Source organism: Lelliottia jeotgali (genome assembly GCF_016771845.1).
In the GTDB taxonomy this organism is placed as follows: Bacteria; Pseudomonadota; Gammaproteobacteria; order Enterobacterales; family Enterobacteriaceae; genus Enterobacter; species Enterobacter jeotgali.
The window spans coordinates 33,642-58,429 of the sequence record NZ_JAENMQ010000016.1 but is presented as its reverse complement, the minus strand read 5'-3'; the positions used below and the strand labels follow the sequence as shown (position 1 = coordinate 58,429).

25 protein-coding genes are annotated in these 24,788 nt (G+C 55.6%); 9 read left to right on the top strand and 16 right to left on the bottom strand.

Annotated elements, in window-relative coordinates; all coding sequences use genetic code 11:
• Positions 1-179: 179 nt before the first annotated feature.
• Positions 180-1,553: an envelope stress sensor histidine kinase CpxA gene (cpxA, locus tag JBO43_RS21195; protein WP_095283986.1), complete on the bottom strand. Its 1,374-nt coding sequence runs from the start codon at positions 1,551-1,553 to the stop codon at positions 180-182.
• Positions 1,550-2,248: an envelope stress response regulator transcription factor CpxR gene (gene cpxR, locus JBO43_RS21190; protein ID WP_006179159.1), complete on the bottom strand. Its 699-nt coding sequence runs from the start codon at positions 2,246-2,248 to the stop codon at positions 1,550-1,552. The genes cpxA and cpxR overlap by 4 nt, the downstream gene beginning before the upstream one ends.
• A 150-nt stretch (positions 2,249-2,398) precedes the next feature.
• Between cpxR and cpxP the strand changes: the two genes are divergently transcribed.
• From cpxP to JBO43_RS21160, 6 genes are all read left to right on the top strand, one after another.
• Positions 2,399-2,899, top strand: a complete 501-nt coding sequence (cpxP, locus tag JBO43_RS21185) for a cell-envelope stress modulator CpxP (protein WP_095284427.1) — start codon at positions 2,399-2,401, stop codon at positions 2,897-2,899.
• 153 nt (positions 2,900-3,052) lie between these two features.
• Positions 3,053-3,958, top strand: a complete 906-nt coding sequence (gene fieF / locus JBO43_RS21180; protein ID WP_095283982.1) for a CDF family cation-efflux transporter FieF — start codon at positions 3,053-3,055, stop codon at positions 3,956-3,958.
• A 171-nt stretch (positions 3,959-4,129) separates the two neighbouring features.
• A complete protein-coding gene (gene pfkA, locus JBO43_RS21175) occupies positions 4,130-5,092 on the top strand; it encodes a 6-phosphofructokinase (RefSeq protein ID WP_095283980.1) in 963 nt (320 codons plus the stop codon).
• Between the two features lie 311 nt (positions 5,093-5,403).
• Positions 5,404-6,393 carry a sulfate ABC transporter substrate-binding protein gene (locus tag JBO43_RS21170; RefSeq protein ID WP_095283979.1) on the top strand — a complete coding sequence of 330 codons (990 nt, stop codon included), beginning with the start codon at positions 5,404-5,406 and terminating at the stop codon, positions 6,391-6,393.
• 104 nt (positions 6,394-6,497) lie between these two features.
• Positions 6,498-7,241 carry a CDP-diacylglycerol diphosphatase gene (locus JBO43_RS21165; RefSeq protein ID WP_103950008.1) on the top strand — a complete coding sequence of 248 codons (744 nt, stop codon included), beginning with the start codon at positions 6,498-6,500 and terminating at the stop codon, positions 7,239-7,241.
• 73 nt (positions 7,242-7,314) lie between these two features.
• A complete protein-coding gene (locus JBO43_RS21160) occupies positions 7,315-8,619 on the top strand; it encodes an SLC13 family permease (protein WP_095283976.1) in 1,305 nt (434 codons plus the stop codon).
• A gap of 110 nt (positions 8,620-8,729) precedes the next feature.
• Here JBO43_RS21160 and tpiA read toward each other — a convergent pair whose 3' ends face one another.
• Positions 8,730-9,497 carry a triose-phosphate isomerase gene (tpiA, locus tag JBO43_RS21155; protein WP_095283972.1) on the bottom strand — a complete coding sequence of 256 codons (768 nt, stop codon included), beginning with the start codon at positions 9,495-9,497 and terminating at the stop codon, positions 8,730-8,732.
• 111 nt (positions 9,498-9,608) lie between these two features.
• Positions 9,609-10,199 carry a DUF1454 family protein gene (locus tag JBO43_RS21150; protein WP_202674979.1) on the bottom strand — a complete coding sequence of 197 codons (591 nt, stop codon included), beginning with the start codon at positions 10,197-10,199 and terminating at the stop codon, positions 9,609-9,611.
• A gap of 112 nt (positions 10,200-10,311) precedes the next feature.
• Between JBO43_RS21150 and JBO43_RS21145 the strand changes: the two genes are divergently transcribed.
• Complete coding sequence (locus JBO43_RS21145; RefSeq protein WP_095283969.1) at positions 10,312-10,731, top strand: DUF805 domain-containing protein; 420 nt, start codon at positions 10,312-10,314, stop codon at positions 10,729-10,731.
• Here the strand turns inward: JBO43_RS21145 and fpr are convergent, their stop codons facing one another.
• The 4 genes from fpr to JBO43_RS21125 form a co-directional block, all read right to left on the bottom strand.
• Positions 10,732-11,478 (bottom strand): ferredoxin--NADP(+) reductase, encoded by a 747-nt coding sequence (fpr, locus tag JBO43_RS21140; protein WP_202674978.1) that lies wholly within the window; start codon positions 11,476-11,478, stop codon positions 10,732-10,734.
• 96 nt (positions 11,479-11,574) lie between these two features.
• Entirely contained in the window at positions 11,575-12,585 is a 1,011-nt protein-coding gene (gene glpX, locus JBO43_RS21135) for a class II fructose-bisphosphatase (RefSeq protein WP_202674977.1), read from the bottom strand.
• Positions 12,586-12,746: 161 nt separating this feature from the next.
• Entirely contained in the window at positions 12,747-14,255 is a 1,509-nt protein-coding gene (gene glpK, locus JBO43_RS21130; protein ID WP_095283965.1) for a glycerol kinase GlpK, read from the bottom strand.
• Between the two features lie 21 nt (positions 14,256-14,276).
• A complete protein-coding gene (locus JBO43_RS21125; protein WP_095283963.1) occupies positions 14,277-15,122 on the bottom strand; it encodes an MIP/aquaporin family protein in 846 nt (281 codons plus the stop codon).
• 395 nt (positions 15,123-15,517) lie between these two features.
• Here JBO43_RS21125 and zapB point away from each other — a divergent pair, with 395 nt between their 5' ends.
• The gene (zapB, locus tag JBO43_RS21120) at positions 15,518-15,763 is read left to right on the top strand and encodes a septal ring assembly protein ZapB (RefSeq protein ID WP_095283962.1); all 246 of its coding nucleotides are present in this window, start codon (positions 15,518-15,520) and stop codon (positions 15,761-15,763) included.
• A gap of 184 nt (positions 15,764-15,947) precedes the next feature.
• Here the strand turns inward: zapB and rraA are convergent, their stop codons facing one another.
• The 7 genes from rraA to priA all read right to left on the bottom strand — a co-directional run bounded on the left by rraA (position 15,948) and on the right by priA (position 23,943).
• A complete protein-coding gene (rraA, locus tag JBO43_RS21115; RefSeq protein WP_095283960.1) occupies positions 15,948-16,433 on the bottom strand; it encodes a ribonuclease E activity regulator RraA in 486 nt (161 codons plus the stop codon).
• Positions 16,434-16,525: 92 nt separating this feature from the next.
• Positions 16,526-17,446, bottom strand: a complete 921-nt coding sequence (gene menA, locus JBO43_RS21110) for a 1,4-dihydroxy-2-naphthoate polyprenyltransferase (protein WP_103947774.1) — start codon at positions 17,444-17,446, stop codon at positions 16,526-16,528.
• Between the two features lie 67 nt (positions 17,447-17,513).
• Entirely contained in the window at positions 17,514-18,845 is a 1,332-nt protein-coding gene (gene hslU / locus JBO43_RS21105; protein ID WP_095283957.1) for an ATP-dependent protease ATPase subunit HslU, read from the bottom strand.
• A 9-nt stretch (positions 18,846-18,854) separates the two neighbouring features.
• Positions 18,855-19,385, bottom strand: coding sequence for an ATP-dependent protease subunit HslV (hslV, locus tag JBO43_RS21100; protein WP_095283956.1), 531 nt, complete (start codon positions 19,383-19,385; stop codon positions 18,855-18,857).
• Between the two features lie 92 nt (positions 19,386-19,477).
• Positions 19,478-20,497 (bottom strand): cell division protein FtsN, encoded by a 1,020-nt coding sequence (gene ftsN, locus JBO43_RS21095; protein WP_103947773.1) that lies wholly within the window; start codon positions 20,495-20,497, stop codon positions 19,478-19,480.
• A gap of 93 nt (positions 20,498-20,590) precedes the next feature.
• The gene (cytR, locus tag JBO43_RS21090) at positions 20,591-21,616 is read right to left on the bottom strand and encodes a DNA-binding transcriptional regulator CytR (RefSeq protein WP_095283953.1); all 1,026 of its coding nucleotides are present in this window, start codon (positions 21,614-21,616) and stop codon (positions 20,591-20,593) included.
• 131 nt (positions 21,617-21,747) lie between these two features.
• Positions 21,748-23,943 (bottom strand): primosomal protein N', encoded by a 2,196-nt coding sequence (gene priA, locus JBO43_RS21085; protein ID WP_202674976.1) that lies wholly within the window; start codon positions 23,941-23,943, stop codon positions 21,748-21,750.
• A 202-nt stretch (positions 23,944-24,145) separates the two neighbouring features.
• Between priA and rpmE the strand changes: the two genes are divergently transcribed.
• Complete coding sequence (gene rpmE / locus JBO43_RS21080; protein WP_015960996.1) at positions 24,146-24,358, top strand: 50S ribosomal protein L31; 213 nt, start codon at positions 24,146-24,148, stop codon at positions 24,356-24,358.
• Positions 24,359-24,406: 48 nt separating this feature from the next.
• Here rpmE and metJ read toward each other — a convergent pair whose 3' ends face one another.
• Positions 24,407-24,724, bottom strand: a complete 318-nt coding sequence (gene metJ / locus JBO43_RS21075) for a met regulon transcriptional regulator MetJ (protein WP_015960995.1) — start codon at positions 24,722-24,724, stop codon at positions 24,407-24,409.
• Positions 24,725-24,788 lie beyond the last annotated feature (64 nt).

Genomic DNA, 24,788 nt, shown 5'->3' with positions numbered 1-24,788 from the left:
GCCGCCACCCGGCACAAAGCCCACACAGAATTCGTAGGCCGGGTAAGGCGTAGCCGCCACCCGGCATAAAGCCCACACAGAATTTGTAGGCCGGGTAAGGCGAAGCCGCCACCCGGCATAAAGCCCGCACAGAATTCGTAGGCCGGGTAAGGCGTAGCCGCCACCCGGCACCACAGCGACTACGAACGCTTATACAGCGGCAACCACAGCGTTAAGCGCAATCCACCCAGCGGGCTATCATCGGCTTTCACCCAGCCGCGATGCTGCTGAATGGCGGTCTCGACAATCGCCAGCCCCAGCCCTGTCCCACCGGATTCGCGATCGCGCGCTTCATCGGTGCGATAGAATGGGCGGAAAATCTGCTCGCGGTCTTCCGGGCTCACGCCTGGACCGTCATCATCCACGTTGATGGTGATGCCGTCTTTATCGACCGAGAACGCCACCTCAATCTTCGTATGCGAGTAGCGCAGGGCGTTACGCACGATATTCTCCAGCGCGCTCTCCAGCGTGTTGGGGTTACCGTACAGCGGCCACGGGCCAGGCGGGAAGTTGACGGTGAAGGATTTCCCCATCTGCTCCGCTTCGAACGCCGCGTTGTCCAGCACCTCATGCCACAGGTGGTTGGCTTTCACCGTTTCGCTCACCAGCGCGTTTTTCTGCTGATTGCGCGACATCACCAGCAGATCGTTGATCATGCTGTCCAGACGATGCGCTTCCATCTCGATACGCTCCAGCTCTTTGCTCTCTCCGCTGCGACGACGCAGTAATGCGGTGCCCAGCTGTAAGCGCGTCAGCGGTGTGCGCAGCTCGTGGGAGATGTCCGACAGCAGGCGTTGCTGGGTGGTCATCATCCGCTCAAGTGCGGTCACCATCTGGTTAAAGCTGGCCCCGGCGGCGAGAAATTCTTGCGGCCCGGCTTCCAGTTCCGGGTGCTGTCGCAGGTTGCCCTGCGCCACTTCATCGGCGGCATTTTTCAGCTTACGCGCCGGTTTTGCCAGGCTCCACGCCAGCCATAACAGCAAGGGAGAACTCAGCAGCATGGTGACAATCAGCAGCAGCAGCGGTCGGTCAAACAGCAGGTTGATAAAGTCGGTCTGGGAGCTGCTCGCCGGTCGAATCAGATAGAGTTGGTAATTATCTTCCCCATCCTTGATGGAAAATGGCCCTACCATTTCTACCCGACCGTATTTCTTTTTCTGCGGGTGATCGGCGTTATCCGCCTGGCCAATGAAGTTGCGGATGATCTGCATTTCATTGCGTTCCGCACCGATCACGCGGCCTTCGCTGGTGACCAGCAGCAGGCGTTGTCCGGGCGGCGCCCACTTGTCGATAGCGCGAAACAGCCTGCGCCACCACATCAAATCGTTAGGCGGGTCGTTTGCCAGTTCGGCTTCCACGTGTTGCTCGATCATCACGCCCTGACGCTGCTCGCTGTCGAGAAGCTCCGTCATCTGGCGTGAGTCGAGTTTGGGCAACATCAAAACCAGCATTAAAACCAGTGCCAGCGTCAGCCAGAAAATGGCGAAGATGCGGGCGGTTAAACTGCCTATCATGAAGCGGAAACCATCAGATAACCGCGACCACGCAAGGTTTTAAACCACGGGTGACCGTCTTTGCGCTCCGGCAGCTTACGGCGCAGGTTAGAGATGTGCATGTCGATGGCGCGGTCAAACGGCGTAAGACGCTTGCCGAGCACTTCCTGGCTTAAGTGTTCACGCGATACCACCTGGCCGAGATGCTGTGCCAGCAGATACAGCAGGGTGAACTCGGTGCCGGTTAGCTCCAGCGTCTGGCCGTCGAAGCTCGCTTCCTGACGACCTGGGTTCAGGCTCAGGGAGTCCACTTCCAGGGTCGGAGAGCTGTTGTCGGTATTCTGCTGCTGCTCGCTCCAGTGGGAACGGCGCAGGATCGCGCGAATACGGGCCACCAGTTCACGGTCGTTGAACGGTTTAGGTAAATAGTCATCCGCGCCCAGCTCAAGGCCGAGAACGCGATCCAGTTCGCTGCCGCGCGCGGTCAGCATAATTACAGGCGTCTGGTGTGTCTGGCGTAATTCTTTCAACGTATCAATACCGTTTTTCTTCGGCATCATCACGTCAAGCAAAAGTAAATCGATGCTGTCATCAAGCAGACTTAGCGCTTGTTCCCCGTCGTGGGCAACCAGAACATTAAAGCCTTCCATGTCGAGCAACTCTTTCAAAAGAGAGGTGAGCTCTCGGTCATCATCAACTAACAGGATTTTATTCATTGTTTAAATACCTCCGAGGCAGAAATTACGACATCAAGGCTATCTAATCCATGACTTTACGTTGTTTTACACCCCCTGACGCATGTTTGCAGCCCGAATCGTAAGATGTCTCTCGTTGAATCGCGACACGAAAGATTTTGGGAGCAAGTGATGCGCATAGTTACCGCTGCCGTCATGGCCTCAACACTGGCGTTTAGTGCTCTTAGCCAGGCTGCTGGAGTCATTACCGGCGATAACGGTCCCTCGGTAGAGGGCACTACGCAGCACAGTGGCCAAAGTAATATGTTTGACGGCATAAGTTTAACCGAACATCAGCGTCAACAGATGCGAGATCTGATGCACAGGGCACGACACGATCGACTCCCTGTTAATGTTAGCGAAATGGAGACAATGCATCGCCTTGTCACCGCAGAAAATTTTGACGAAAGCGCTGTACGCGCTCAGGCAGAAAAGATGGCGCAGGAGCAAGTTGCCCGCCAGGTCGAAATGGCCAGGGTCCGCAACCAAATGTTCCACCTGTTATCGCCCGAGCAGCAAGCGGTTTTGAACGACAAACATCAGCAACGGATGGACCAGTTGCGTGAGGTTGCCCGGATGCAACAAAGCTCTGAGACAAAGTTTTTCAGTAGCAATACCCGTAGTAACCAGTAGACCCTGTTTTCCTTGCCATAGACACCATCCCTGTCTTCCCCCACATGATGTGGGGGTTTTTTTTGCCCTTCATTCAAGTTTGTTAACCGTTTATTCATCCTTTGACTCCTTTTCCATCCGTTATACTAGCGGCATGGCATGACAGGAGTGTTTATGAATCAATCCTATGGCCGGCTGGTGAGCCGTGCCGCAATCGCCGCGACGGTTATGGCGTCGTGTTTGCTGCTAATCAAAATTTTTGCGTGGTGGTATACCGGCTCGGTCAGTATTCTGGCAGCGCTGGTGGACTCGCTGGTGGATATTGCCGCATCCCTCACCAACCTGCTGGTGGTGCGCTATTCGCTGCAACCGGCGGATGAAGAACACACGTTCGGCCACGGCAAAGCGGAATCGCTGGCGGCGCTGGCGCAAAGTATGTTTATTTCCGGTTCGGCGCTGTTCCTGTTTTTGACCGGCATTCAGCATCTGGCGTCACCGACACCGATGAAAGATCCCGGCGTTGGCGTGGTGGTCACCGTTATCGCACTTATTAGCACAATTGTTCTTGTAACGTTCCAGCGCTGGGTGGTTCGCAAAACGCAAAGTCAGGCAGTACGGGCGGATATGCTTCATTATCAGTCTGATGTTATGATGAATGGCGCGATTCTTATTGCGCTCGGACTGGCGTGGTACGGATGGCATCGTGCCGACGCGTTGTTCGCGTTAGGGATTGGGGTTTATATTTTATACAGCGCCTTACGCATGGCGTATGAAGCGGTGCAATCACTTCTGGACCGCGCGCTTCCCGATGCTGAACGAGAAGAAATCTTTGAAATCGTGACCTCCTGGCCCGGCGTCAGCGGTGCTCACGATCTTCGTACGCGGCAGTCAGGGCCGACCCGCTTTATTCAGATTCATTTAGAAATGGAAGACAACTTACCGCTGGTTCAGGCGCATTTAGTGGCTGAACAGGTAGAGCAGGCGATTTTGCGACGTTTCCCTGGTTCAGACGTGATTATTCACCAGGACCCCTGCTCAGTCGTACCCAAGGAAGGCAAAGGACATTTTGAGCTTTCGTAATTCGTTGTAAAAAAGTGAGCCAGGCCAGCATTTTGTGGATAAATTACCGCCATTGGGTCTGACCTGAATCAATTCAGCTGGAAGTGATTGATATACTATTTGGAGTATTGGTCGAATAGATGTCTTCCGGCAACAGATTTCATTTTTGCATTCCTAAGTTCAGAGGTAGTCATGATTAAGAAAATCGGTGTGTTAACAAGCGGCGGTGATGCGCCAGGCATGAACGCCGCCATTCGTGGAGTGGTTCGTGCAGCGTTGACCGAAGGTCTGGAAATTTTTGGCGTGTATGACGGTTACCTGGGTCTGTACGAAGACCGCATGGTTCAACTGGATCGCTACAGCGTATCTGACATGATCAACCGTGGCGGTACCTTCCTCGGTTCCGCACGCTTCCCGGAATTCCGCGAAGAGCACATCCGTCAGGTGGCTATCGAAAACATGAAAAAACGCGGCCTGGACGCGCTGGTGGTTATCGGCGGTGACGGTTCGTATATGGGTGCAAAACGTCTGACTGAAATGGGCTTCCCGTGCATCGGTCTGCCGGGCACCATCGACAACGATATCAAAGGCACCGACTACACCATCGGCTTCTTCACCGCGCTGGGTACCGTTGTTGAAGCGATTGACCGTCTGCGTGACACCTCTTCTTCTCACCAGCGTATCTCCATCGTTGAAGTGATGGGCCGCTACTGTGGCGACCTGACCCTGGCGGCAGCGATTGCGGGCGGCTGCGAGTTCATCGTGGTGCCAGAAGTTGAATTTAGCCGTGAAGATCTGGTTAACGAAATCAAAGCCGGTATCGCGAAAGGCAAGAAACACGCTATCGTCGCTATCACCGAGCACATCTGCGACGTTGACGAACTGGCGAAATACATCGAGACCGAAACCAAACGCGAAACGCGCGCCACGGTTCTGGGCCACATTCAGCGCGGCGGCTCTCCGGGTCCTTACGACCGTATTCTGGCTTCCCGTATGGGCGCTTACGCGATCGATCTGCTGCTGCAAGGCCACGGCGGTCGTTGCGTGGGTATTCAGAACGAGAAACTGGTTCACCATGACATCATCGACGCGATTGAAAGCATGAAGCGTCCGTTCAAAGGTGACTGGCTGGACTGCGCGAAAAAGCTGTACTAATTAGCTCTCGCGAACATCGTAGGCCCGGTAAGCGTCAGCGCCACCGGGCAAAAAAGGCGGATGGCGCTGCGCTTATCCGCCCTACGAAACACCGGGGTTCAATGCGGCCTGATGCCCTCACCCCAACCCTCTCCCACGGGGAGAGGGAGCCAACACTAAAAACGGTAACCTTTGGGTTACCGTTTTGCTTTTACCTCCGCTGAACATTTTTTATTCCACTCCGTTATAGCCAATCTTTTTTTATTCTTTAATCATTGGTTCGCTTTCTGGCACGCTGCATTCATCAAACACAACATAATGAGAGTTGGAAGATGAATAAATGGGGCGTGGGGTTAACGTTATTGCTGGCATCAAGCAGCGTTCTGGCGAAGGATATCCAGCTACTGAACGTGTCGTACGATCCGACGCGTGAGCTTTACGATCAATACAACAAAGCCTTTGCGGCCCACTACAAACAAGAAACCGGCGATAACGTGGTGATTCGCCAGTCGCACGGTGGCTCGGGCAAACAAGCGACGTCTGTCATCAACGGCATTGAAGCCGACGTGGTCACGCTGGCGCTGGCCTATGACGTGGACGCCATTGCAGAGCGCGGTCGTATTGATAAGAACTGGATTAAACGCCTGCCGGACAACTCTGCGCCGTACACCTCGACCATCGTCTTCCTGGTGCGTAAAGGCAACCCGAAACAGATTCATGACTGGAACGACCTGATTAAACCGGGCGTTTCGGTCATCACCCCGAACCCGAAAAGCTCCGGCGGCGCACGCTGGAACTACCTGGCGGCGTGGGGCTACGCCCTGCATCACAACAACGGCGACCAGGCCAAAGCGCAGGAGTTCGTCAAATCCCTGTTTAAAAACGTTGAAGTGCTGGACTCCGGCGCACGTGGCGCAACCAATACCTTCGTCGAACGCGGTATCGGTGATGTGCTGATTGCATGGGAAAACGAAGCGCTGCTGGCGACCAACGAACTGGGCAAAGACAAGTTTGAAATCGTGACGCCAAGCGAATCGATTCTGGCGGAACCGACCGTTTCCATCGTCGACAAAGTGGTCGAGAAGAAAGACACCAAAGCGGTGGCAGAAGCCTATCTGAAATATCTCTACTCGCCGGAAGGCCAGGAGATCGCCGCGAAGAACTTCTACCGTCCGCGTGATGCGGCTGTGGCGAAAAAATACGACGGCGAGTTCCCGAAACTGAAGCTGTTTACCATCGACGAGGAGTTCGGCGGCTGGGCGAAAGCGCAGAAAGAGCACTTCTCTAACGGCGGTACCTTCGACCAGATCAGCAAACGCTAATCAACGCATGACACGGTGGCCCGGCGCGAGAAATCCGCCGGGCTTTTTTATTTGTCATGATTTTGCGTTACTCTTTCGCCTCTTACGAAAACAGGGAACGCGTTATGAAGAAGATCATTGCCCTCATTGCGGCTGTCGTTGTCCTCGCCGCTGGCGGCTGGCTGTGGATGAAGACCGGCAATCCGGACGCGTTGCGCCATATCGTTCTCGACCAGTGTCTGCCGAATCAGCTGAACAACCGCCAGCCCGCGCCGTGCGCGCAGGTCAAACCGGACGCCGGGTATGTCGTGTTTAAAGACCGCAATGGCCCGCTGCAGTATCTCCTGATGCCAACGTACCGCATCAACGGCACCGAAAGCCCGTTGCTCACTGAGCCGCAAACACCTAACTTTTTTTGGCTGGCGTGGCAGTCGCGCAATTTTATGAGCATGAAGCGCGGCGCGGATGTGCCTGACAGCGCAGTCTCCTTGACCATCAACTCCCCGACCGGGCGCACGCAAAATCACTTCCATATCCACATCTCCTGCCTGCGCGCCGATGTGCGGGAAAAGCTGGATGCGAATCAGGGGCAGATCAGCACCCAGTGGCTGCCGTTCCCCGGCGGGCTGGAAGGGCATGAATATCTGGCGCGACGAGTGACGGAAAACGAGCTGGTGCAGCGCAGCCCGTTTATGATGCTGGCGGATGAACTGCCGGAAGCGCGCGAGCACATGGGCCGCTTTGCGCTGGCGATGGCCCAGCAGTCCGACGGTTCTTTTGTGCTGCTGGCGACGGAGCGCAATCTGCTGCTGCTTAACCGCGCCTCCGCTGAGGAATTGCAGGATCATCAATGCCGTATCCTCCAGTAACCCCACTATAAATCGCGTTTACTCGCGCTGCCTGTCGCCGTAGACTTGCTGAAAAAATCTACAGGAGACAGGTATGTCGCTCTGGTTTACCCACCCTCTGTTCCTGCCCTCGGTTATCGTTGGCGTCACCATCGTGCTGTGGGCGACCTCGCTCCTGCCGGAATTTATCACCGCGCTGCTGTTCTTCACGGCGGCGATGACCGCCAAAATCGCGCCGCCAGATGTGATTTTTGGCGGCTTTGCTTCCTCGGCGTTTTGGCTGGTGTTCAGCGGATTCGTGCTCGGCGTGGCGATCCGCAAAACGGGTCTGGCGGACAGGGCCGCGCGGGCACTCTCAGCGAAGCTTACCGATTCGTGGCCGCTGATGGTGGCAAGCGTGGTACTGCTGAGTTATGCCCTGGCGTTTGTGATGCCGTCGAACATGGGACGCATCGCGCTACTGATGCCAATTGTGGCGGCGATGGCGAAACGGGCCAACATCGCGGACGGCTCGCGGGCGTGGTATGGCCTGGCGCTGGCCGTTGGGTTCGGCACTTTCCAGCTCTCTGCGACCATCCTGCCCGCTAACGTCCCGAACCTGGTGATGAGCGGCGCGGCGGAAGGCTCTTACGGCATCCACCTGAATTACGTGCCGTATCTGCTGCTGCACACGCCGGTGCTCGGCATTCTCAAAGGCCTGATTCTGATTGGTCTGATCTGCTGGCTGTTTCCGGGTGCGCCGAAACCCGCGCGAGATCTCGCTCCCGCAGAGCCGATGGGGCGCGACGAAAAGCGTCTGGCATGGCTGCTGGCGGTGGTGCTGGTGATGTGGGTGACGGAGAGCTGGCACGGCGTTGGTCCGGCCTGGACGGGGCTGGCGGCGTCGGTGATCGTGATGCTGCCGCGCATTGGCTTTATCACCGGCGAGGAGTTTTCGGCGGGGGTGAATATGCGCACCTGTATCTACGTAGCGGGGATTTTGGGGCTGGCGATCACGGTGACGCAAACGGGTATCGGCAGTGCCGTCGGCGAAGCGCTATTGCGCCTGATGCCGCTTGATGCGGATAAACCGTTCACCAGTTTCCTCGCCCTGACCGGCATCACCACGGCGCTCAATTTCATTATGACCGCCAACGGCGTACCCGCGCTGTACACCACGCTTGCGCAAAGTTTCTCGGATGCAACCGGTTTTCCGCTGCTGTCGGTGATTATGATTCAGGTGCTGGGATATTCCACGCCGCTGCTGCCGTATCAGGCGTCGCCGATTGTGGTGGCGATGGGGCTGGGGAAAGTGCCTGCGAGAGCGGGAATGTTGCTGTGTCTGGCGCTGGCGGTAGCGACGTATGTGGTGCTGCTGCCGCTGGATTATCTGTGGTTTAGTGTGTTGGGACGGTTGTAAAAAAAAGCCCGGTGGCGGCTTCGCCTTACCGGGCCTACGATTCAGTGCGGTCTGATGCCCTCACCCTAACCCTCTCCCTTTGGGAGAGGGCCGGGGTGAGGGGAAACCAATTACGCCTGTTTAGCTGCTTCTGCTGCTTTAACGATTACCGCGAAAGCGTCTGCTTTCAGGGATGCGCCGCCAACCAGCGCGCCGTCGATGTCCGGCTGGGTGAACAGCTCTGCTGCGTTCGCTGCGTTAACGGAACCGCCGTACTGGATGATCACTTGCTCAGCCACTTTCGCGTCGGCTTTAGCAATGTGGTCACGGATAAATTTGTGAACAGCCTGTGCCTGCGCTGGAGTCGCAGATTTGCCGGTACCGATCGCCCAAACTGGCTCATAAGCGATAACCACGCCTTCGAACGCCGCTGCGCCCTGAGTTTTCAGCACAGCGTCGATCTGACGTGCACACACTTCTTCGGTTTTGCCTGCTTCGTTTTCTGCTTCGGTTTCACCGATGCACAGAACTGGAGTCAGACCCTGCTCTTTCAGCACAGCGAATTTCTTGGCGATGAATTCGTCGGATTCTTTGTGGTAAGTACGACGCTCAGAGTGACCGATGATGATGTACTGTGCGCCGATGTCTTTCAGCATTTCTGCTGAGGTTTCACCGGTGAATGCGCCAGACAGGTTAACGTCAACGTTCTGCGCGCCCAGCACGATGTGGCTGCCGTCAGCGGCGTGTTTAGCCAGATCCAGATAGATGTCTGGTGGAGCGATCGCTACCGCACAGCCGGTCACGCCAGCCAGCTCTGTACGCAGGTTGGCAATCAGCTCGTTTACCATGTGGCGGCTGCCGTTCAGTTTCCAGTTACCCATCACTAAAGGATGTCGCATTTCAATTCTCCACGCTCAATAAGCGAATTAAGGATTATGGCCGCCCGTGAGAGCAGCATGGTCTGTGAATCAGTATAGAGATTTTCCCTCGAAAGGCTTTGCTTTTTGTCATTAATTCGCCCCTCCGAGTGCGTCAGATAGTGCCAGCTTAATCGGTTCAACAGCGAAGGTCAGTCCCTTTTCGCCGTTATCTGCGACAACATAGCGAATCGCGCCTTCCGTTTCGGCGTAGTAACGCTTGTTTTTGCCGCTGGTCAGCAATTTTTGCAGCTTTTGCTGGCTCTGGGCTTTGGTCAGAACCGGGGTGAACGCACGCAGAATGGCGCTCATGTACTCCAGCGCTTTGGCTTTCGCGGCTTTTTGCTCCGGGCCCTGGATCGGCAGCCAGGTGATTTGCATGCTTTTGATTTTCAGCGTGCCGCGCTCCAGCGCCGTGGAGGCGTAGAGATTTTCGTTAATTTTGCTGGCGGCACGCGTCAGCGTTGGCGTATCGCGCGCACTGTCGATAGCACGAAATTCACCGAGAGGGAGTTTCGGATTGTCGTGGTTAAACGTTTCGCGAAACTGGCTGATCGACTGATCAAAAGATGGCGCACCCTGTAAAAGATAGGGCGCGGTCGCGGGCGCGTCGGCGGCGAACAGGGAAAAGCTGGCGCTCAGCAAGGTAAAACAAAGCAAAAAAGGGTGAGCCCAACGTTTCATGAAAATTGTCCCTGTAGGTAACTGTTCATGATTAAAACGATATCCGGTCTGCTTGTCAAAAGGTCACAACTCCAGGGTAAACTACGCGGCATACAATAAAAAGGAACCTTACATGACCATACAGCAGTGGTTGTTTTCATTCAAAGGGCGTATTGGACGCCGTGATTTTTGGATTTGGATTGGCACGTGGATTGTCGCGATGCTGGTGCTTTTCGGTCTGGCCTACAGCAACTGGCTAGGCACCCAAACGGCGGCGTTTGCGCTGGTGTGTCTACTCTGGCCAACGGCGTCAGTGATGGTTAAACGTCTGCACGATCGCGGACGCTCAGGCCTGTGGGCGCTGCTGATCATTCTGGCGTGGATGCTGGTTGCAGGAAACTGGTCAATGTTGCCGTCAATACTGCCGTGGGTGGTGGGTAAACTGATCCCGACGGTGATTTTTGTGATGACCGTTATCGACCTGGGCGCATTTGTCGGCACCCAGGGCGAGAATAAATACGGGAAAGACACGCTGGACGTGAAGTATCTCTGATCACCAGTAGTGTTCAGCGGTCATATGGCCCGGTCGGCGGCGCAAGTGTTTGGTCATCTGCCGGGAGTCTTTCAGCAACTGCTGGGTATCGCGCACCATCTGCGGGTTACCGCACAGCATCACATGACTGTTTTCGGTGGTCATGGTTAGCCCAACGGCTGCTTCAAGTTCTCCGCTCTCAATCAGCGCCGGTACTCGCCCGGTCAGCGAACCCTCCGCCGTTTCACGACTCACCACAGTCTGGATTTTCAGCTTCCCTTCGTAACGCTTTTCCAGTTCCTGCATCAGCGGGAGATAGCTCAGGTCGGCGGCATAACGCGCGGCGTGAACCAGTACGATATTGTTGAAACGCTCCAGATCCTTCCCGTACTGCAAAATCGACAGATAAGGGCCGATGGCGGTACCGGTGGCTAACATCCAAAGAGTGTCGCAATCAGGAATTTCCTCCAGTACGAAGAAACCCGCCGCTTCGCTAACAATTTGAATATCATCGCCCGGTTTCAGCGCTGCCAGACGCGGGCTTAATTTACCGTCAGGAACGGTGACCAGATAAAACTCCAGATCCGGATTATCGGGCGCATTGACGTAGGAATAGGCGCGCTGCACGCGTTCACCGTCAATTTCCAGCCCCAGCTTGGCGAATTGCCCGGCGGTAAAAGGGTGAATGGGGGCATGCACGGTGAGGCTAAATAGTGCATCGGTCCAGAACTCTACCTTTGTGACTTTTCCTGTTACCCACTCCGCCATAACCTTCTCCTGAGCTGTTTTCTTACGCTATCTTCCATTCTTGCGAGGGAGATTTCCAGCCTGTTGCGGCTGGAAAGCTCATTCGAACAAATTGCCTTACAGAATGTGCGTCTGTACGTTCGGGTCTTTGCGATCGAGATAGTGAATCGACTGAATGCGGCGGATGGTGCGGGACTTGCCGCGAATCAGCAGCGTTTCGGTGGTCGCCATGTTGCCCTTGCGGGTAATGCCGTCCAGCAGATCGCCTTTGGTGATGCCGGTGGCCGAGAAGATGACGTTATCGCTGCGTGCCATTTCATCGAGACGCAGCACTTTGTTGGCCTCAATGCCCATCGCTTTGCAGCGGGCCAGCTCATCTTCACCGATATGACGGTTCTCTTCGTTGTCGCCTTTAACGTCATGACGCGCCAGCAGGCGGCCCTGCATATCGCCATCCAGCGCGCGAATGACCGCGGCGGACACCACGCCTTCCGGTGCGCCGCCGATGCCGTACAGCACGTCGACTTCGCTATCGGGCATACAGGTCAAAATAGACGCGGCTACGTCACCATCGGGAATCGCAAACACGCGCACGCCCAGTTGCTGCATCTGCGCAATGGTCGCGTCGTGGCGCGGTTTCGCCAGAATCGTTACGGTGAGTTCGCTCAGCGGTTTACCCAGCGCGGCGGCAACATTGCGCAGGTTCTCTTCCAGCGGAAGATTGAGATCGATAGACCCTTTTGCACCCGGTCCGACAATCAGCTTTTCCATGTACATATCGGGTGCGTTGAGGAAGCAGCCTTTATCGCCGACGGCCAGAACCGCCAGCGCGTTAGCCTGGCCCATCGCGGTCATGCGGGTACCTTCGATCGGGTCGACGGCGATATCCACCGCGTCGCCGTTGCCGGTCCCGACTTTTTCACCGATGAAGAGCATCGGCGCTTCGTCGATCTCGCCTTCGCCGATGACGATGGTGCCGTCAATGTTGACCTGGTTGAGCATAATGCGCATCGCGTGGACGGCAGCGCCGTCAGCGATATTTTTATCGCCGCGGCCTAACCACTTATAGCCTGCCAGTGCGGCGGCTTCGGTTACGCGGGAAAATTCGATAGCAAGTTCACGTCTCATCAGATACTCGTGCAGTCAAAAGGAATTGCACGAAGTTTATCACAGAGTGGGGAGGGGTGCGGTTTGATGCCCTCACCCCGGCCCTCTCCCACGGGAGAGGGAGAAAACCGGCGAGTACCCTCTCCCTTTGGGAGAGGGTTAGGGTGAGGGGAATGGTCGAATTACTCGTCGTGATCTTCCCACGCCAGCGCGCGTTTCACCGCTTTTTTCCAGCCGCTGTAGCGAACGTTACGCTCGGTGGTTTCGATGCCTGGGCGGAATTCACGTTCGATGACCGCTTTCTCCTGCAGCTCGTCCAGGTTCTGCCAGAAGCCCACCGCCAGACCGGCCAGGTACGCTGCGCCGAGCGCCGTCACTTCACGCACTTCAGGGCGCTCCACGCGGGTGCCCAGAATGTCGGACTGGAACTGCATCAGGAAGTTATTCGCCACCGCGCCGCCATCCACGCGCAGAGCGTGCAGGCGAATGCCGGAGTCAGCCTGCATCGCTTCCAGCACGTCGCGCGTCTGGTAGGCGATGGATTCGAGTGTGGCACGGATGATGTGGTTTGAGTTCACACCGCGCGTCAGGCCGAAGATCGCACCACGGGCATACGGGTCCCAGTACGGCGCGCCCAGACCGGTGAATGCCGGTACCACGTACACGCCGTTGGTGTCTTTCACTTTGGTCGCGAAATATTCGGAATCGAACGCGTCGCTGATCAGCTTCATTTCGTCGCGCAGCCACTGAATGGATGCACCCGCCATGAATACTGCGCCTTCCAGGGCATAGTTCACTTCACCTTTTGGACCGCAGGCGATGGTGGTCAGCAGGCCGTTTTCTGATTTCACCGCTTTCTCGCCGGTGTTCATCAGCATAAAGCAGCCAGTACCGTAGGTGTTTTTCGCCATCCCTTCTTTCACGCACAGCTGGCCAAACAGCGCCGCCTGCTGATCACCGGCGATGCCGGAGATAGGAATACGCGTGCCGCCTTTACCGCCAATGTTGGTCTGACCGTAGACTTCGGAAGACTTGCGCACTTCCGGCAGCATGGCGCGTGGAATATCCAGCGCGTCCAGCATCTTGTCATCCCATTCGAGGGTGTTGATGTTGAACATCATGGTACGTGAGGCGTTGGTGTAATCCGTCACGTGAACGCGCCCCTGCGTCATCTTCCAGATAAGCCAGGTGTCCACAGTACCGAACAGCAGTTCGCCGCGTTTTGCACGCTCACGTGAGCCTTCCACGTGGTCCAGAATCCACTTCACTTTGGTGCCGGAGAAGTACGGGTCAACCACCAGGCCGGTGGCGCTGCGAATGTACTCTTCCATGCCGTCGCGCTTGAGCTTTTCGCAGATGTCCGCGGTACGGCGGCACTGCCAGACGATGGCGTTATAAATTGGCTTACCGGTTTCGCGTTCCCAGACAATCGCCGTTTCACGCTGGTTGGTGATACCAATTGCGGCAATTTCGTCGGAGCTGATGTCGGCTTTCGCCAGCACTTCGACCAGCGTGGAGCTCTGGGTCGCCCAGATCTCCATCGGGTCGTGCTCTACCCAGCCTGGCTTAGGATAAATTTGTTCGAATTCGCGCTGTGACACGCTGACGATATTCGCGTCATGATCCATTACGACAGCGCGGGAGCTGGTAGTGCCCTGGTCGAGCGCAACGATATATTTTTTGTCGGTCATAGTAAGTGTCCCGTAGTCAGATTACAGCGAAGCATTTTGTTGTGCGGTAGAGGTCGTTTCCTTCTCTTCTTCCACACAGGTGTCGCACGGTAAGTGGCGACCAATTAATTTACGATAGCCGAATGCACCCAGCGCAGCCCCTACAATCGGGCCGAACAGCGGCACCAGGAAGTAAGGAATATCTTTCGCGCCGGTGAAGGCCACGTCGCCCCAGCCTGCGAAGAAGGCGAAGGTTTTCGGTCCAAGGTCACGCGCCGGGTTCATCGCAAAGCCAGTCAGCGGCCCCATCGATGCGCCGATCACCGCAATCAGCAAGCCGATCAGCAGCGGTGCCAGCGGGCCACGTGGGATGCCGTTGCCATCATCGCCCAGCGCCATGATGACGCCCATCAGAATAGCGGTAATCACCATTTCAACCGCGAACGCCTGCACAAAATTGATATGTGGGTTCGGATAAGTGGAGAAGATACCCGCCAGATCAAGACTTTCGACACTGCCGCGCACCATATGATGCGTCTGTTCGAAGTCGATGAAAAGATTGTAATAAAGCCCGTAAACTAATGCCGCTGCGCAAAAGGCGCCGGCAAATTGTGAAATGATGTAAGGTACGACTTTGCGTTTATCGAAGCACGCGAACAGCCACAATGCGATGGTCACCGCCGGGTTAAGATGTGCGCCGGAAACCCCTGCGGTCAGGTAGATGGCCATCGCCACGCCCAGACCCCAGATGATGCTGATTTCCCACTGACCGAACGTAGCACCCGCCACTTTCAGTGCAGCAACACAGCCTACCCCGAAGAAAATCAACAACCCGGTACCAAGGAACTCGGCGATGCACTGGCCTTTTAAGGTTGATGTCTGACTCATAATCGGAATCCTGAAGAAAGATGAATGTTATTGTTAGCGCAGCGACAACGGACAGCCGCGATGTCCTGTAGACATGGTGTTAATTTATCGTTAACGAGCAAAAACGAGAAATATCGAAATCAAAATGTGTGGTCTGCGTCAATAAAATGAGCGTTATCGCGCCATAAAGCGCGTTTTTGCATCATCCTTAAAATGAGAGCTGAATCATTTCATTAACTAAAGTATTAACAATTTAGGGGTATATGCAGCGAACGCACCAGGACCAGGATGAAAAGTGTTGCAAACCGCAATCTGCGCGGCGTGCCGCTGGACAGGGACGGCGGCGCTCCATACAATCGACAACTATATGTTGTGCGCGTTTTCGTTAAAGCGTCGCCTTGCAATTCAGGAGAGGTATGACCATGTCATTAGAAGTGTTTGAGAAACTGGAATCGAAAGTACAGCAGGCGATTGACACCATCACGCTGCTGCAGATGGAAATCGAAGAGCTGAAAGAAAAGAATAATTCGCTGTCGCAGGAAGTGCAGTCTGCTCAACACGGCCGCGAAGAGCTTGAGCGTGAAAACAGCCAGCTGCGTGAGCAGCAGAGCGGCTGGCAGGATCGTCTGCAGGCACTCTTAGGGCGTATGGAAGAAGTCTAATTCCCTGACATCTTTCGCGCCGTAGCGGCGTTGGCTGCGCACATTCACCCCAGTCACATAGGTTTCTATGTTCCTGGGGATTCATTCGCTTGCCGCCATGCTACAACGCGAAATCTTTAGGGGAATGAAGAGTCGTGACGCAGAAAAGTAGGCCGGGTAAGCGCTAGCGCCACCCGGCTTTTTATTACTCGATATCCAGCGGATCTTCGGAAAGGATGATGCCGGTATTGTCGGCGTAAAGATGGTCACCGGAGAAGAACGTCACGCCGCCGAAGTTGACGCGCACATCGCTTTCGCCGATGCCGTCACCCGCCGCGCCGACCGGAATCGCCGCGATGGCCTGGATGCCAATATCCAGCTCTTCCAGATCGTCCACCTGGCGCACAGAACCGTACACCACCAGGCCTTCCCACTCGTTCTGCACGGCAAGACGGGCAAGATCGGCGTCGATTAACGCGCGGCGCATAGAACCGCCACCGTCGACCAACAGAATGCGACCCCGGCCGTTCTGTTCGAGAAGTTCATACAGCAACCCGTTATCCTCGAAACATTTTACCGTGATGATCTGTCCGCCAAACGAAGACCGTCCACCAAAGTTGGAGAACAGCGGTTCCACGACGTTGACATCTTCCTGATAGATGTCACAAAGCTCGGAAGTATCGTATTTCATAGGTTTACTGTCTGGTTGCTGCGAATGTGTTCAGTATATCGCGCGAATCGCATTGTTTGCAAAATCATCAATTGTTAATTGATATTTGTCAGTTAACCCAGCGTCTGGCTCATCACAATCCCAATGACGAACAACAGGTTAGTCAATAACGCGCCTTTTACCGTGCGTTCGAGCATCGGGGGCATCGCGGCAGGGCTTTTCTCGCGCATCACGAAACGGGCCTGTTTGATCAGTAGCGGTGCGGCCAGGACAAACAGCCAGCCCCAGATGCTGTGCAGAGAAATCAGGTTAAACAGCGCCAGGCATACCAGCGCACCCATCAGCAGGCCGGTGTGATAGCGACGCGCATTCACCGGGCCTAAGCGTACCGCCAGGGTATTTTTGCCGTTCAGACGATCGCTGTCGATATCGCGTAGGTTATTGATGTTCAACACCGCCGCTGCGAGCAAACCGCAGGCGGTCGCCGGGAGGAACAGCGCGGGAATCAGCGTATGAGCCTGCAGATACCAGCTGCCCATCACGCTCAGCCAACCGAAGAAGACCAGCACGGAGATATCACCCAGACCGATGTAACCGTAAGGACGTGTACCGACGGTATAGGTGATTGCCGCCACAATGGCTAACAGGCCTAACACCATAAAGCCGATGAAATCAGCGGTCGTTTTACAGGCCACGGAGACCAGCGCCAGGCCCGAAAGGCAAATCAGCGCGACAGTGATAATCAGCGCGCGCTTCATTTGCGCCTGGGTAATCACCCCTTTTTGCATCCCGCGCAATGGCCCGATACGGTCGGGTTTGTCGCTGCCTTTCACCGCATCGCCATAGTCGTTAGCAAGGTTAGAGAGGATTTGCAGCAAACCGGCGGTGATCAGCGCAAGGCCAGCGACCAATGGATCGAAATGCCCCTGCCACCAGGCCAGGGCAGAACCCACAACAATCGCGGCAAATGCCAAAGGTAATGTCTTAGGGCGAAGGCTTTCGAGCCACGCCTGAGTACGGCTGATTTCAGTCATAGTATTTAGCCAATAAAAATGGGGGCAGTAGCCCCCATCAATGATGATGAAATTACATTAAGCGCGATTATAGGATAAAACGGCTCAGATCTTCATCTGCCACTAACGCATCCAGATGTTTACTCACATAATCTGCATCAATGGTAATACTCTGACCGTTCAGATCGCTGGCTTCATACGAGATATCTTCCACCAGGCGTTCAAGCACGGTATGCAGACGACGCGCACCGATGTTCTCGGTGGTTTCGTTCACCTGCCACGCGGCCTGGGCGATACGTTTGATGCCGTCTGCGGTGAACTCGATGTTCACACCTTCGGTCGCCATCAGCGCTTTGTACTGCACGGTGATGGAGGCATTTGGCTCGGTCAGGATACGTTCGAAATCTTCGGTGGTCAGCGCCTGGAGTTCAACACGAATCGGCAGACGACCCTGCAGTTCCGGGATTAAATCGGACGGTTTAGCCACCTGGAATGCGCCGGAAGCGATAAACAGGATGTGGTCAGTTTTGACCATGCCGTGTTTGGTCGATACGGTGCAGCCTTCAACCAGAGGCAGCAGGTCGCGCTGAACGCCTTCACGAGACACGTCCGGGCCGTTGGATTCGCCGCGCTTACAGATCTTGTCGATTTCGTCGATAAACACGATGCCGTGCTGCTCAACGGCGTCGATCGCGTCTTGTTTCAGCTCTTCCGGGTTCACCAGTTTCGCCGCTTCTTCTTCAATCAACAGCTTCATCGCATCTTTGATTTTCAGCTTACGCGGTTTTTGCTTCTGGCCGCCCAGGTTCTGGAACATGGACTGCAGCTGGCTGGTCATCTCTTCCATGCCCGGAGGGGACATGATTTCGACGCCCATTGGCGCTGCGGCCAGATCGATCTCAATCTCTTTGTCGTCCAGTTGGCCTTCACGCAGTTTTTTGCGGAATGCCTGGCGCGCGGCGGATGGCTCCTGCGGCTGCTCTGACTGGCCCCAGTTGTTTTTAGCCGGTGGGATCAGCGCGTCGAGAATGCGCTCTTCAGCCATCTCTTCGGCGCGGTAGCGGTTTTTCTCGATTGACTGAATGCGCACCATTTTAATTGCGGAGTCGGTCAGATCGCGGATGATGGAATCCACTTCTTTACCGACATAGCCCACTTCGGTGAATTTAGTCGCTTCGACTTTGATGAACGGTGCGTTGGCGAGTTTTGCCAGACGACGGGCGATTTCGGTTTTACCGACACCGGTCGGGCCGATCATCAGAATGTTTTTCGGGGTCACTTCATGGCGCAGCTCTTCGTCGAGCTGCATGCGGCGCCAGCGGTTACGCAAGGCAATGGCAACGGAGCGTTTGGCGTTATCCTGGCCAATGATGTGTTTGTTCAGCTCGCTGACAATTTCGCGTGGGGTCATTTCAGACATGGGAGATCCTTACGCTTTAGAGGTCAATTCTTCGATGGTATGGAAGTGGTTGGTGTAGATGCAGATATCACCTGCAATACCCAACGCCTTCTCGGCAATTTCGCGAGCGCTCAAATCAGTATTTTCAAGCAGAGCACGCGCTGCGGCCTGGGCGTAAGGACCGCCGGAGCCGATAGCAATCAGATCATTTTCTGGCTGAACGACGTCGCCATTACCGGTGATGATCAGAGAGGCGTTTTCATCGGCAACGGCCAGCAGCGCTTCAAGTTTGCGCAGCATACGGTCGGTACGCCAGTCTTTCGCCAGCTCAACGGCGGCTTTGACCAGATGGCCCTGATGCATTTCCAGTTTGCGTTCAAACAGTTCAAACAGCGTGAACGCGTCAGCGGTGCCGCCAGCGAAACCGGCAATCACTTTGTCATTATACAGACGGCGGACTTTTTTCACGTTGCCTTTCATGACGGTATTACCCAGCGTGGCCTGGCCGTCACCGGCGATTACCACATGGCCGTTACGGCGTACACTTACAATTGTTGTCACGAGCAGACCCCCTGGTTACAAATTGGGAACAGATACCCCGAGCCTGTGCTCGGGGCTGAATAGAATGATAGATGGGGGAGATTTTGGGGGTTTCAACCCCCGGAGGCGAGTCGAATGCAGTTTGTGTGACCAGCGACTTTAAGACGGCTGATTGTGCCATCAGCATTATCTTTGCCTTTAACTGGCCCAATGACCACGCGATTCCAGCCGTTGTTGGTGGTAATGCGTGAGTCAAATCCTTCGAACGCGAGCTGTGCACGCACGGTCTCTGCCTGGTCAGCACCTTTAAACGAACCGCACTGTACCATCCAGCGACGCTCGTCTTTTTTCTCAGCCGTTGGTTTCGGTGCTTCGGTGGCTTGCGCTACCGGTGCGCTCTGCTGTGGCTGCGCTTTAGGCTGCTGCGCGGCAGTATGAGCAGGCGTTTGCAGCAGATCCTGATACGGCTGGGTCGAGGTTGCAGGCTTTTGCGGCTGCGTTTTCGGCTGTTGCTGTACTGGCTGTGTCTGCACCGTGCGCGTTGGCTGCTGTGGCTGCTGATAAGGCTGTTCCGTTACACGCGGCTGGGTGCGAGGCTGCTGCACCGGCTGGGTTTGCGCCCACTGCTGTTGTTGCTGCTGCTGCACTTGCTGCTGAACCTGACGCTGACGTTGCAGGGTTTGCTGACGCTGCTGTGGTGTCTGTTCGTTCCACGGCACTTCGTTTAGCTGCGTCGGCTGCTGGCGCATATCGGCCTGCATCTGGGCCAGCAACTGGCGTTGTTCGTTGGTTAACTGATCGGCGTTTTTCACCTCACCACCGGCAGAAGGCTCGGTGGGCGCACGCACGCCAGGCTGGCGGCTTTCCAGCTCTTTAATATAGCGCCAGCGCTCTTCCGGTTTTGGCGGCAAACCATTTCCGGCCACCTTATTGCCCTGAAGGGCTTCAGCATCTTCTTTCTTGTGGTGAGTAATAAAGTACAGACCACCGATGAAGGCCACCAGAACGGCGGCAGCAATCGCGACCATTGCTGGCGAGACAGAAGGCAGGCTACGCTGCTTGCTCCGTGAGGTGCTCTTTTTGCGTCGCGAAGGTGCCGGCTGGCCGCGACGTACATAATCTCGTTGTGCCACTATCGTTTCGCTGTATTTATTCGTTCGTCAGCCCGCCATGTTACTTAAGCGGCGGGCCTTTGACCAGATAAGGGAGTCTGAAAGGCATTTACTTTAAGTAAGCGCCTGTGTGGAACCTCGAACGATCAGTTCGCAATCAAGTAAACGCGAGCCGCTGCTGACCACCTGACCGTGCAGTTGATCGAGAAGCAACAGCATCGCTTCACGGCCAATTTCGTAGCGCGGCTGTGACACTGTTGAAAGTGGCGGATCGCAAAACTCAGAGAGCGAAATGTTATCGAAACCTATGATCGACAAGTCTTTTGGCACCTGCAAACCGCGACGTTTGGCGTAGGACAACGCGCCCAGCGCCATTACATCGCTATGGCAGAATACGGCGGTGGGTGGCTCTGGCTGCGCGAGTAATTTTTCCAGCGCGAGACCACCGGCTTCGAGAGTGAAATCGCCCCGAGCAATATAGTGAGGATCGACCGTCACGCCCGCACGACGCAATGCCTGAACGTAGCCTTGCAGACGATAATGACACAGCGGCATCTCTTCCGGCCCGGCGATACAGCCAATGCGCTTATGCCCCAGTTCCTGAAGATAGTTCACGGCGTTAAAGGCGGCGGTCAGGTTATCGATGTGGACAGTTGGCAGCTCAAGTTCTGGCGCGAACTCATTCGCCATCACCATCGGTGGCAGATTGCGCTGTTCTTCAATGCTGGCATCAAAAGGCAGGCGCGACCCGAGCAGTAACATACCGTCAATCTGCTTGGTGATAATCAGGTCAATAAAGGTTTTTTCTTGCTGGTTCTGGTGGGCGCAATCGCCGATCAGTACCAGATAGCCTTGTTCGGCAGCAGTCACTTCAATCCCGCGAATAATCTCGCTGAAGAACGGATCGCAAATATCCGGCACGATAACCAGAATCGTGCGCGATTCGTTGCGCTTTGCATTACGTCCCAAGGCTTGCGGTAAATAACCGACTTCCAGCGCCGCCTGCTCTACCCGATTGCGCGTCGCCTGAGAGACTTTATCCGGGTTCATTAATGCGCGGGACACCGTTGCCGTGGAAACTTTCGCTTTCTGGGCAACGTCTTTCATGGTCGCTGAAGCAACCTCTTTCCTGGACTTCAACGTCTTCTCCTCGCAGGACCACCGAACTTCTGACTGAATTCATTTTTACAGATAGTGTGTGGAAGCGGTTACAGAATTTTCATAAAAAGTGTGAGGTGCGTTAAATTTTTCGATCACTCTCGCACCTTTCTCTAACCCTCAATCGGATCGACGTCGAGAACCCACTTCACCTTACGTGCTTCTGGCAAGGTATTAATGAGTACCAGCGCGCCGCTGATCACGTGTTGCAGACGCACACGAGACGGGTGCTGGAGCAAAATCTGCCAGCGATAGCGGCCCCCGCGTTTAGGCGCCAGCGCCGGAACAGGGCCTAAAATCCACAGCTGATTGTCCACCAGTGGGCTGGCCTGCAGCAAATTGCGCAGCTGCTGTAAGAAAAGCGGGGCCTGCTGATTATTATGATCTTCTGCACGAATAATGACGTGGCTGGTCCACGGTGGTAATTGTAGCGTCTGACGCTCGGCGAGCGCCTGCTCGGCAAAGGCGTCATAGCCTTTATGCAGCAAGGTTTGCAGCAGTGGATGCTCAGGGTGATGGGTTTGCAGCACCACTTCGCCCTGTTTCCCTGCGCGTCCGGCGCGACCCGCGACCTGGGTATAAAGCTGGGCAAAGCGCTCGGCGGAGCGGAAATCAGCGGAAAACAGCGCGCCATCGACATCCAGCAGAGCGACCAGCGTGACGTCGGGGAAGTGGTGACCCTTCGCCAGCATCTGCGTGCCAATGAGAATACGCGCGCCGCCACGATGAACTTCTGCCAGTTGCTCCTCAAGTGCCCCTTTACGGCTGGTCGTGTCGCGATCGATGCGCGACAGCGGCACGCCGGGGAAAAACGGCGCAAGCGACTGCTCAAGCTGCTCGGTGCCCAGCCCGACCGGCACCATATGTGTGGAGCCACACGACGGGCACTGGCGCGGCACAGGGCGCTGGCTGTCGCAGTGGTGACAGCGCAGATGATGCTGCGCCTGATGCAGGGTGTAATAGTGATCGCAGCGCGGGCACTCGGCAATCCAGCCGCAGTCATGGCACAGCAAGGTTGGCGCGAATCCGCGGCGGTTGAGGAAGAGAATCACCTGATTATCGGCCTGCAAATGCTGGCGCATACGGCCAATTAAGGCCGGAGCTAATCCCGCCTGCACTGGCTGACCTTTCAGATCCAGCACGTGCTGCGTGGCCGGGCGCGCATTCCCCGCGCGGCGCGTCAGGCGCAGCATGTGATATTTCCGCTGCCGCACATTGTGCAGCGTTTCCAGCGCGGGCGTTGCCGAGCCAAGAATGATCGGAATCTGTTCGCTATGGGCGCGATACACCGCCAGGTCACGGGCGTGATAGCGCCAGCCTTCCTGCTGTTTATAGGAACTGTCGTGCTCTTCGTCGATAACGATGACGCCGAGATTTTTAAACGGCGTAAAGAGTGACGAGCGAGTGCCAATCACAATCGCCGCCTCGCCGTTTTTGGCTTTGAGCCAGGCGCTCAGGCGTTCCGTGTCGTTTAGACCGGAGTGCAGCACTTCAACCGGGGCGTTAAAACGCTCACGGAAACGGGCGATGGTTTGTGGCGTCAGCCCGATTTCCGGGACCATCACCAGCGCCTGTTTGCCCTGGGCGAGCACGTTTTCAAGAACGCTCAGATAGACTTCGGTCTTACCGGAGCCGGTAACGCCCGCGAGTAGCCACGCGGAAAAATGGTCAGACGCGCTATGAATTGCGCCGACGGCGGTCGCCTGTTCGGTATTGAGACGCAGCCTGTCGCCCGCCACGGAAAATCCGTCGCGCCAGTCCACCAGGGCGGGGGCTTCGCTGGCGAGCTCGCACAGACCTTTCTTACGTAAACTCTGTAACGCGGCGTCGTTAAAATCCAGTTCGGTCACCTGATGACGCCAGATCCGACCCTGACGCAGCGCGGCCAGCGCCTGCTGCTGTTTGGGGGAGCGCTTCAGGCTGTTGATATCCACGGCCTGGCCCTGCTCAGTGGCAAACCAGTACCACGACGGTGCGTGGCTGGCGCTTTTTCCCTGGCGCAGCAAAATCGGCAGAGCGTGGAACAGCACGTCGCCAATCGGATGATGATAGTAATCGGCGGCCCACAGCAGCAGACGCCAGACGCTGGCGGAGTAGACCGGTTCATCGTCCAACACCTCAACGACGGCTTTCAGTTCGTTGAGGGGCAGCTCACTTTTATCGCTCACCGACACCACGATCCCAATGCGCTGCTGTTTGCCAAACGGCACGCTGACGCGACAGCCCGCTTTGGCGCTCATGCTGTCGGGCAGCAGGTAGTCAAAGGTGCGGGGAAGCGGAACGGGCAGGGCAACGTGAGCGACGGGCATCGAATCTTCCTGACTTGAAAAGTGGCGCGTTAGTATACACATTAGATGCTGTAGGTGTGCGGATCAGTTTGCAACCGCTGGCTGGATTCTGTATGATTCGCCGCCTTTGGTGCATTTTGCTTCAAAGAACATACATTCAACATCGCGTGGTGTCTGGCGTTAGGGCTGGAAGAGCGACGCGGCCTTAACTGAGGTTCTCCCCATGAAAAAAGATATTCACCCGAAATACGATTTTATTACTGCAAACTGCTCTTGCGGTAACGCGATCAAAATCCGCTCTACAGTGGGTCACGATCTGAACCTGGACGTATGTGGTCAGTGCCACCCGTTCTACACTGGCAAGCAGCGTGACGTTGCTACCGGTGGCCGTGTTGACCGCTTCAACAAGCGTTTCAGCATCCCGGGCGCTAAATAAGCTACCCGAAAAAAAAGCGCCGAAAGGCGCTTTTTTTGTATCTGCAATTCAGTATTCCCACGTATCCGGGTCGATACCCAGTTCACGCATGATCACTTTCGCCGCTTCCGGGATTTCATCGCTACGCTCTTTGCGCAGGTCTTCATCGTTCGGCAACGGCTGACCAGTAAACGCATGCAAAAATGCTTCGCACAGCAGTTCGCTGTTGGTCGCGTGACGCAGGTTGTTCACCTGACGACGCGTGCGTTCATCGGTGAGGATCTTTAACACTTTCAGAGGAATGGAAACCGTAATTTTCTTTACTTGCTCACTCTTCTTACCGTGCTCAGCGTATGGGCTGATATATTCGCCGCTCCATTCAGCCATGAGACCTTTAATCCTCTTATTCATTAATAAAGGCTAAAACCCTACTCTTGATAAGGCTTTCAAC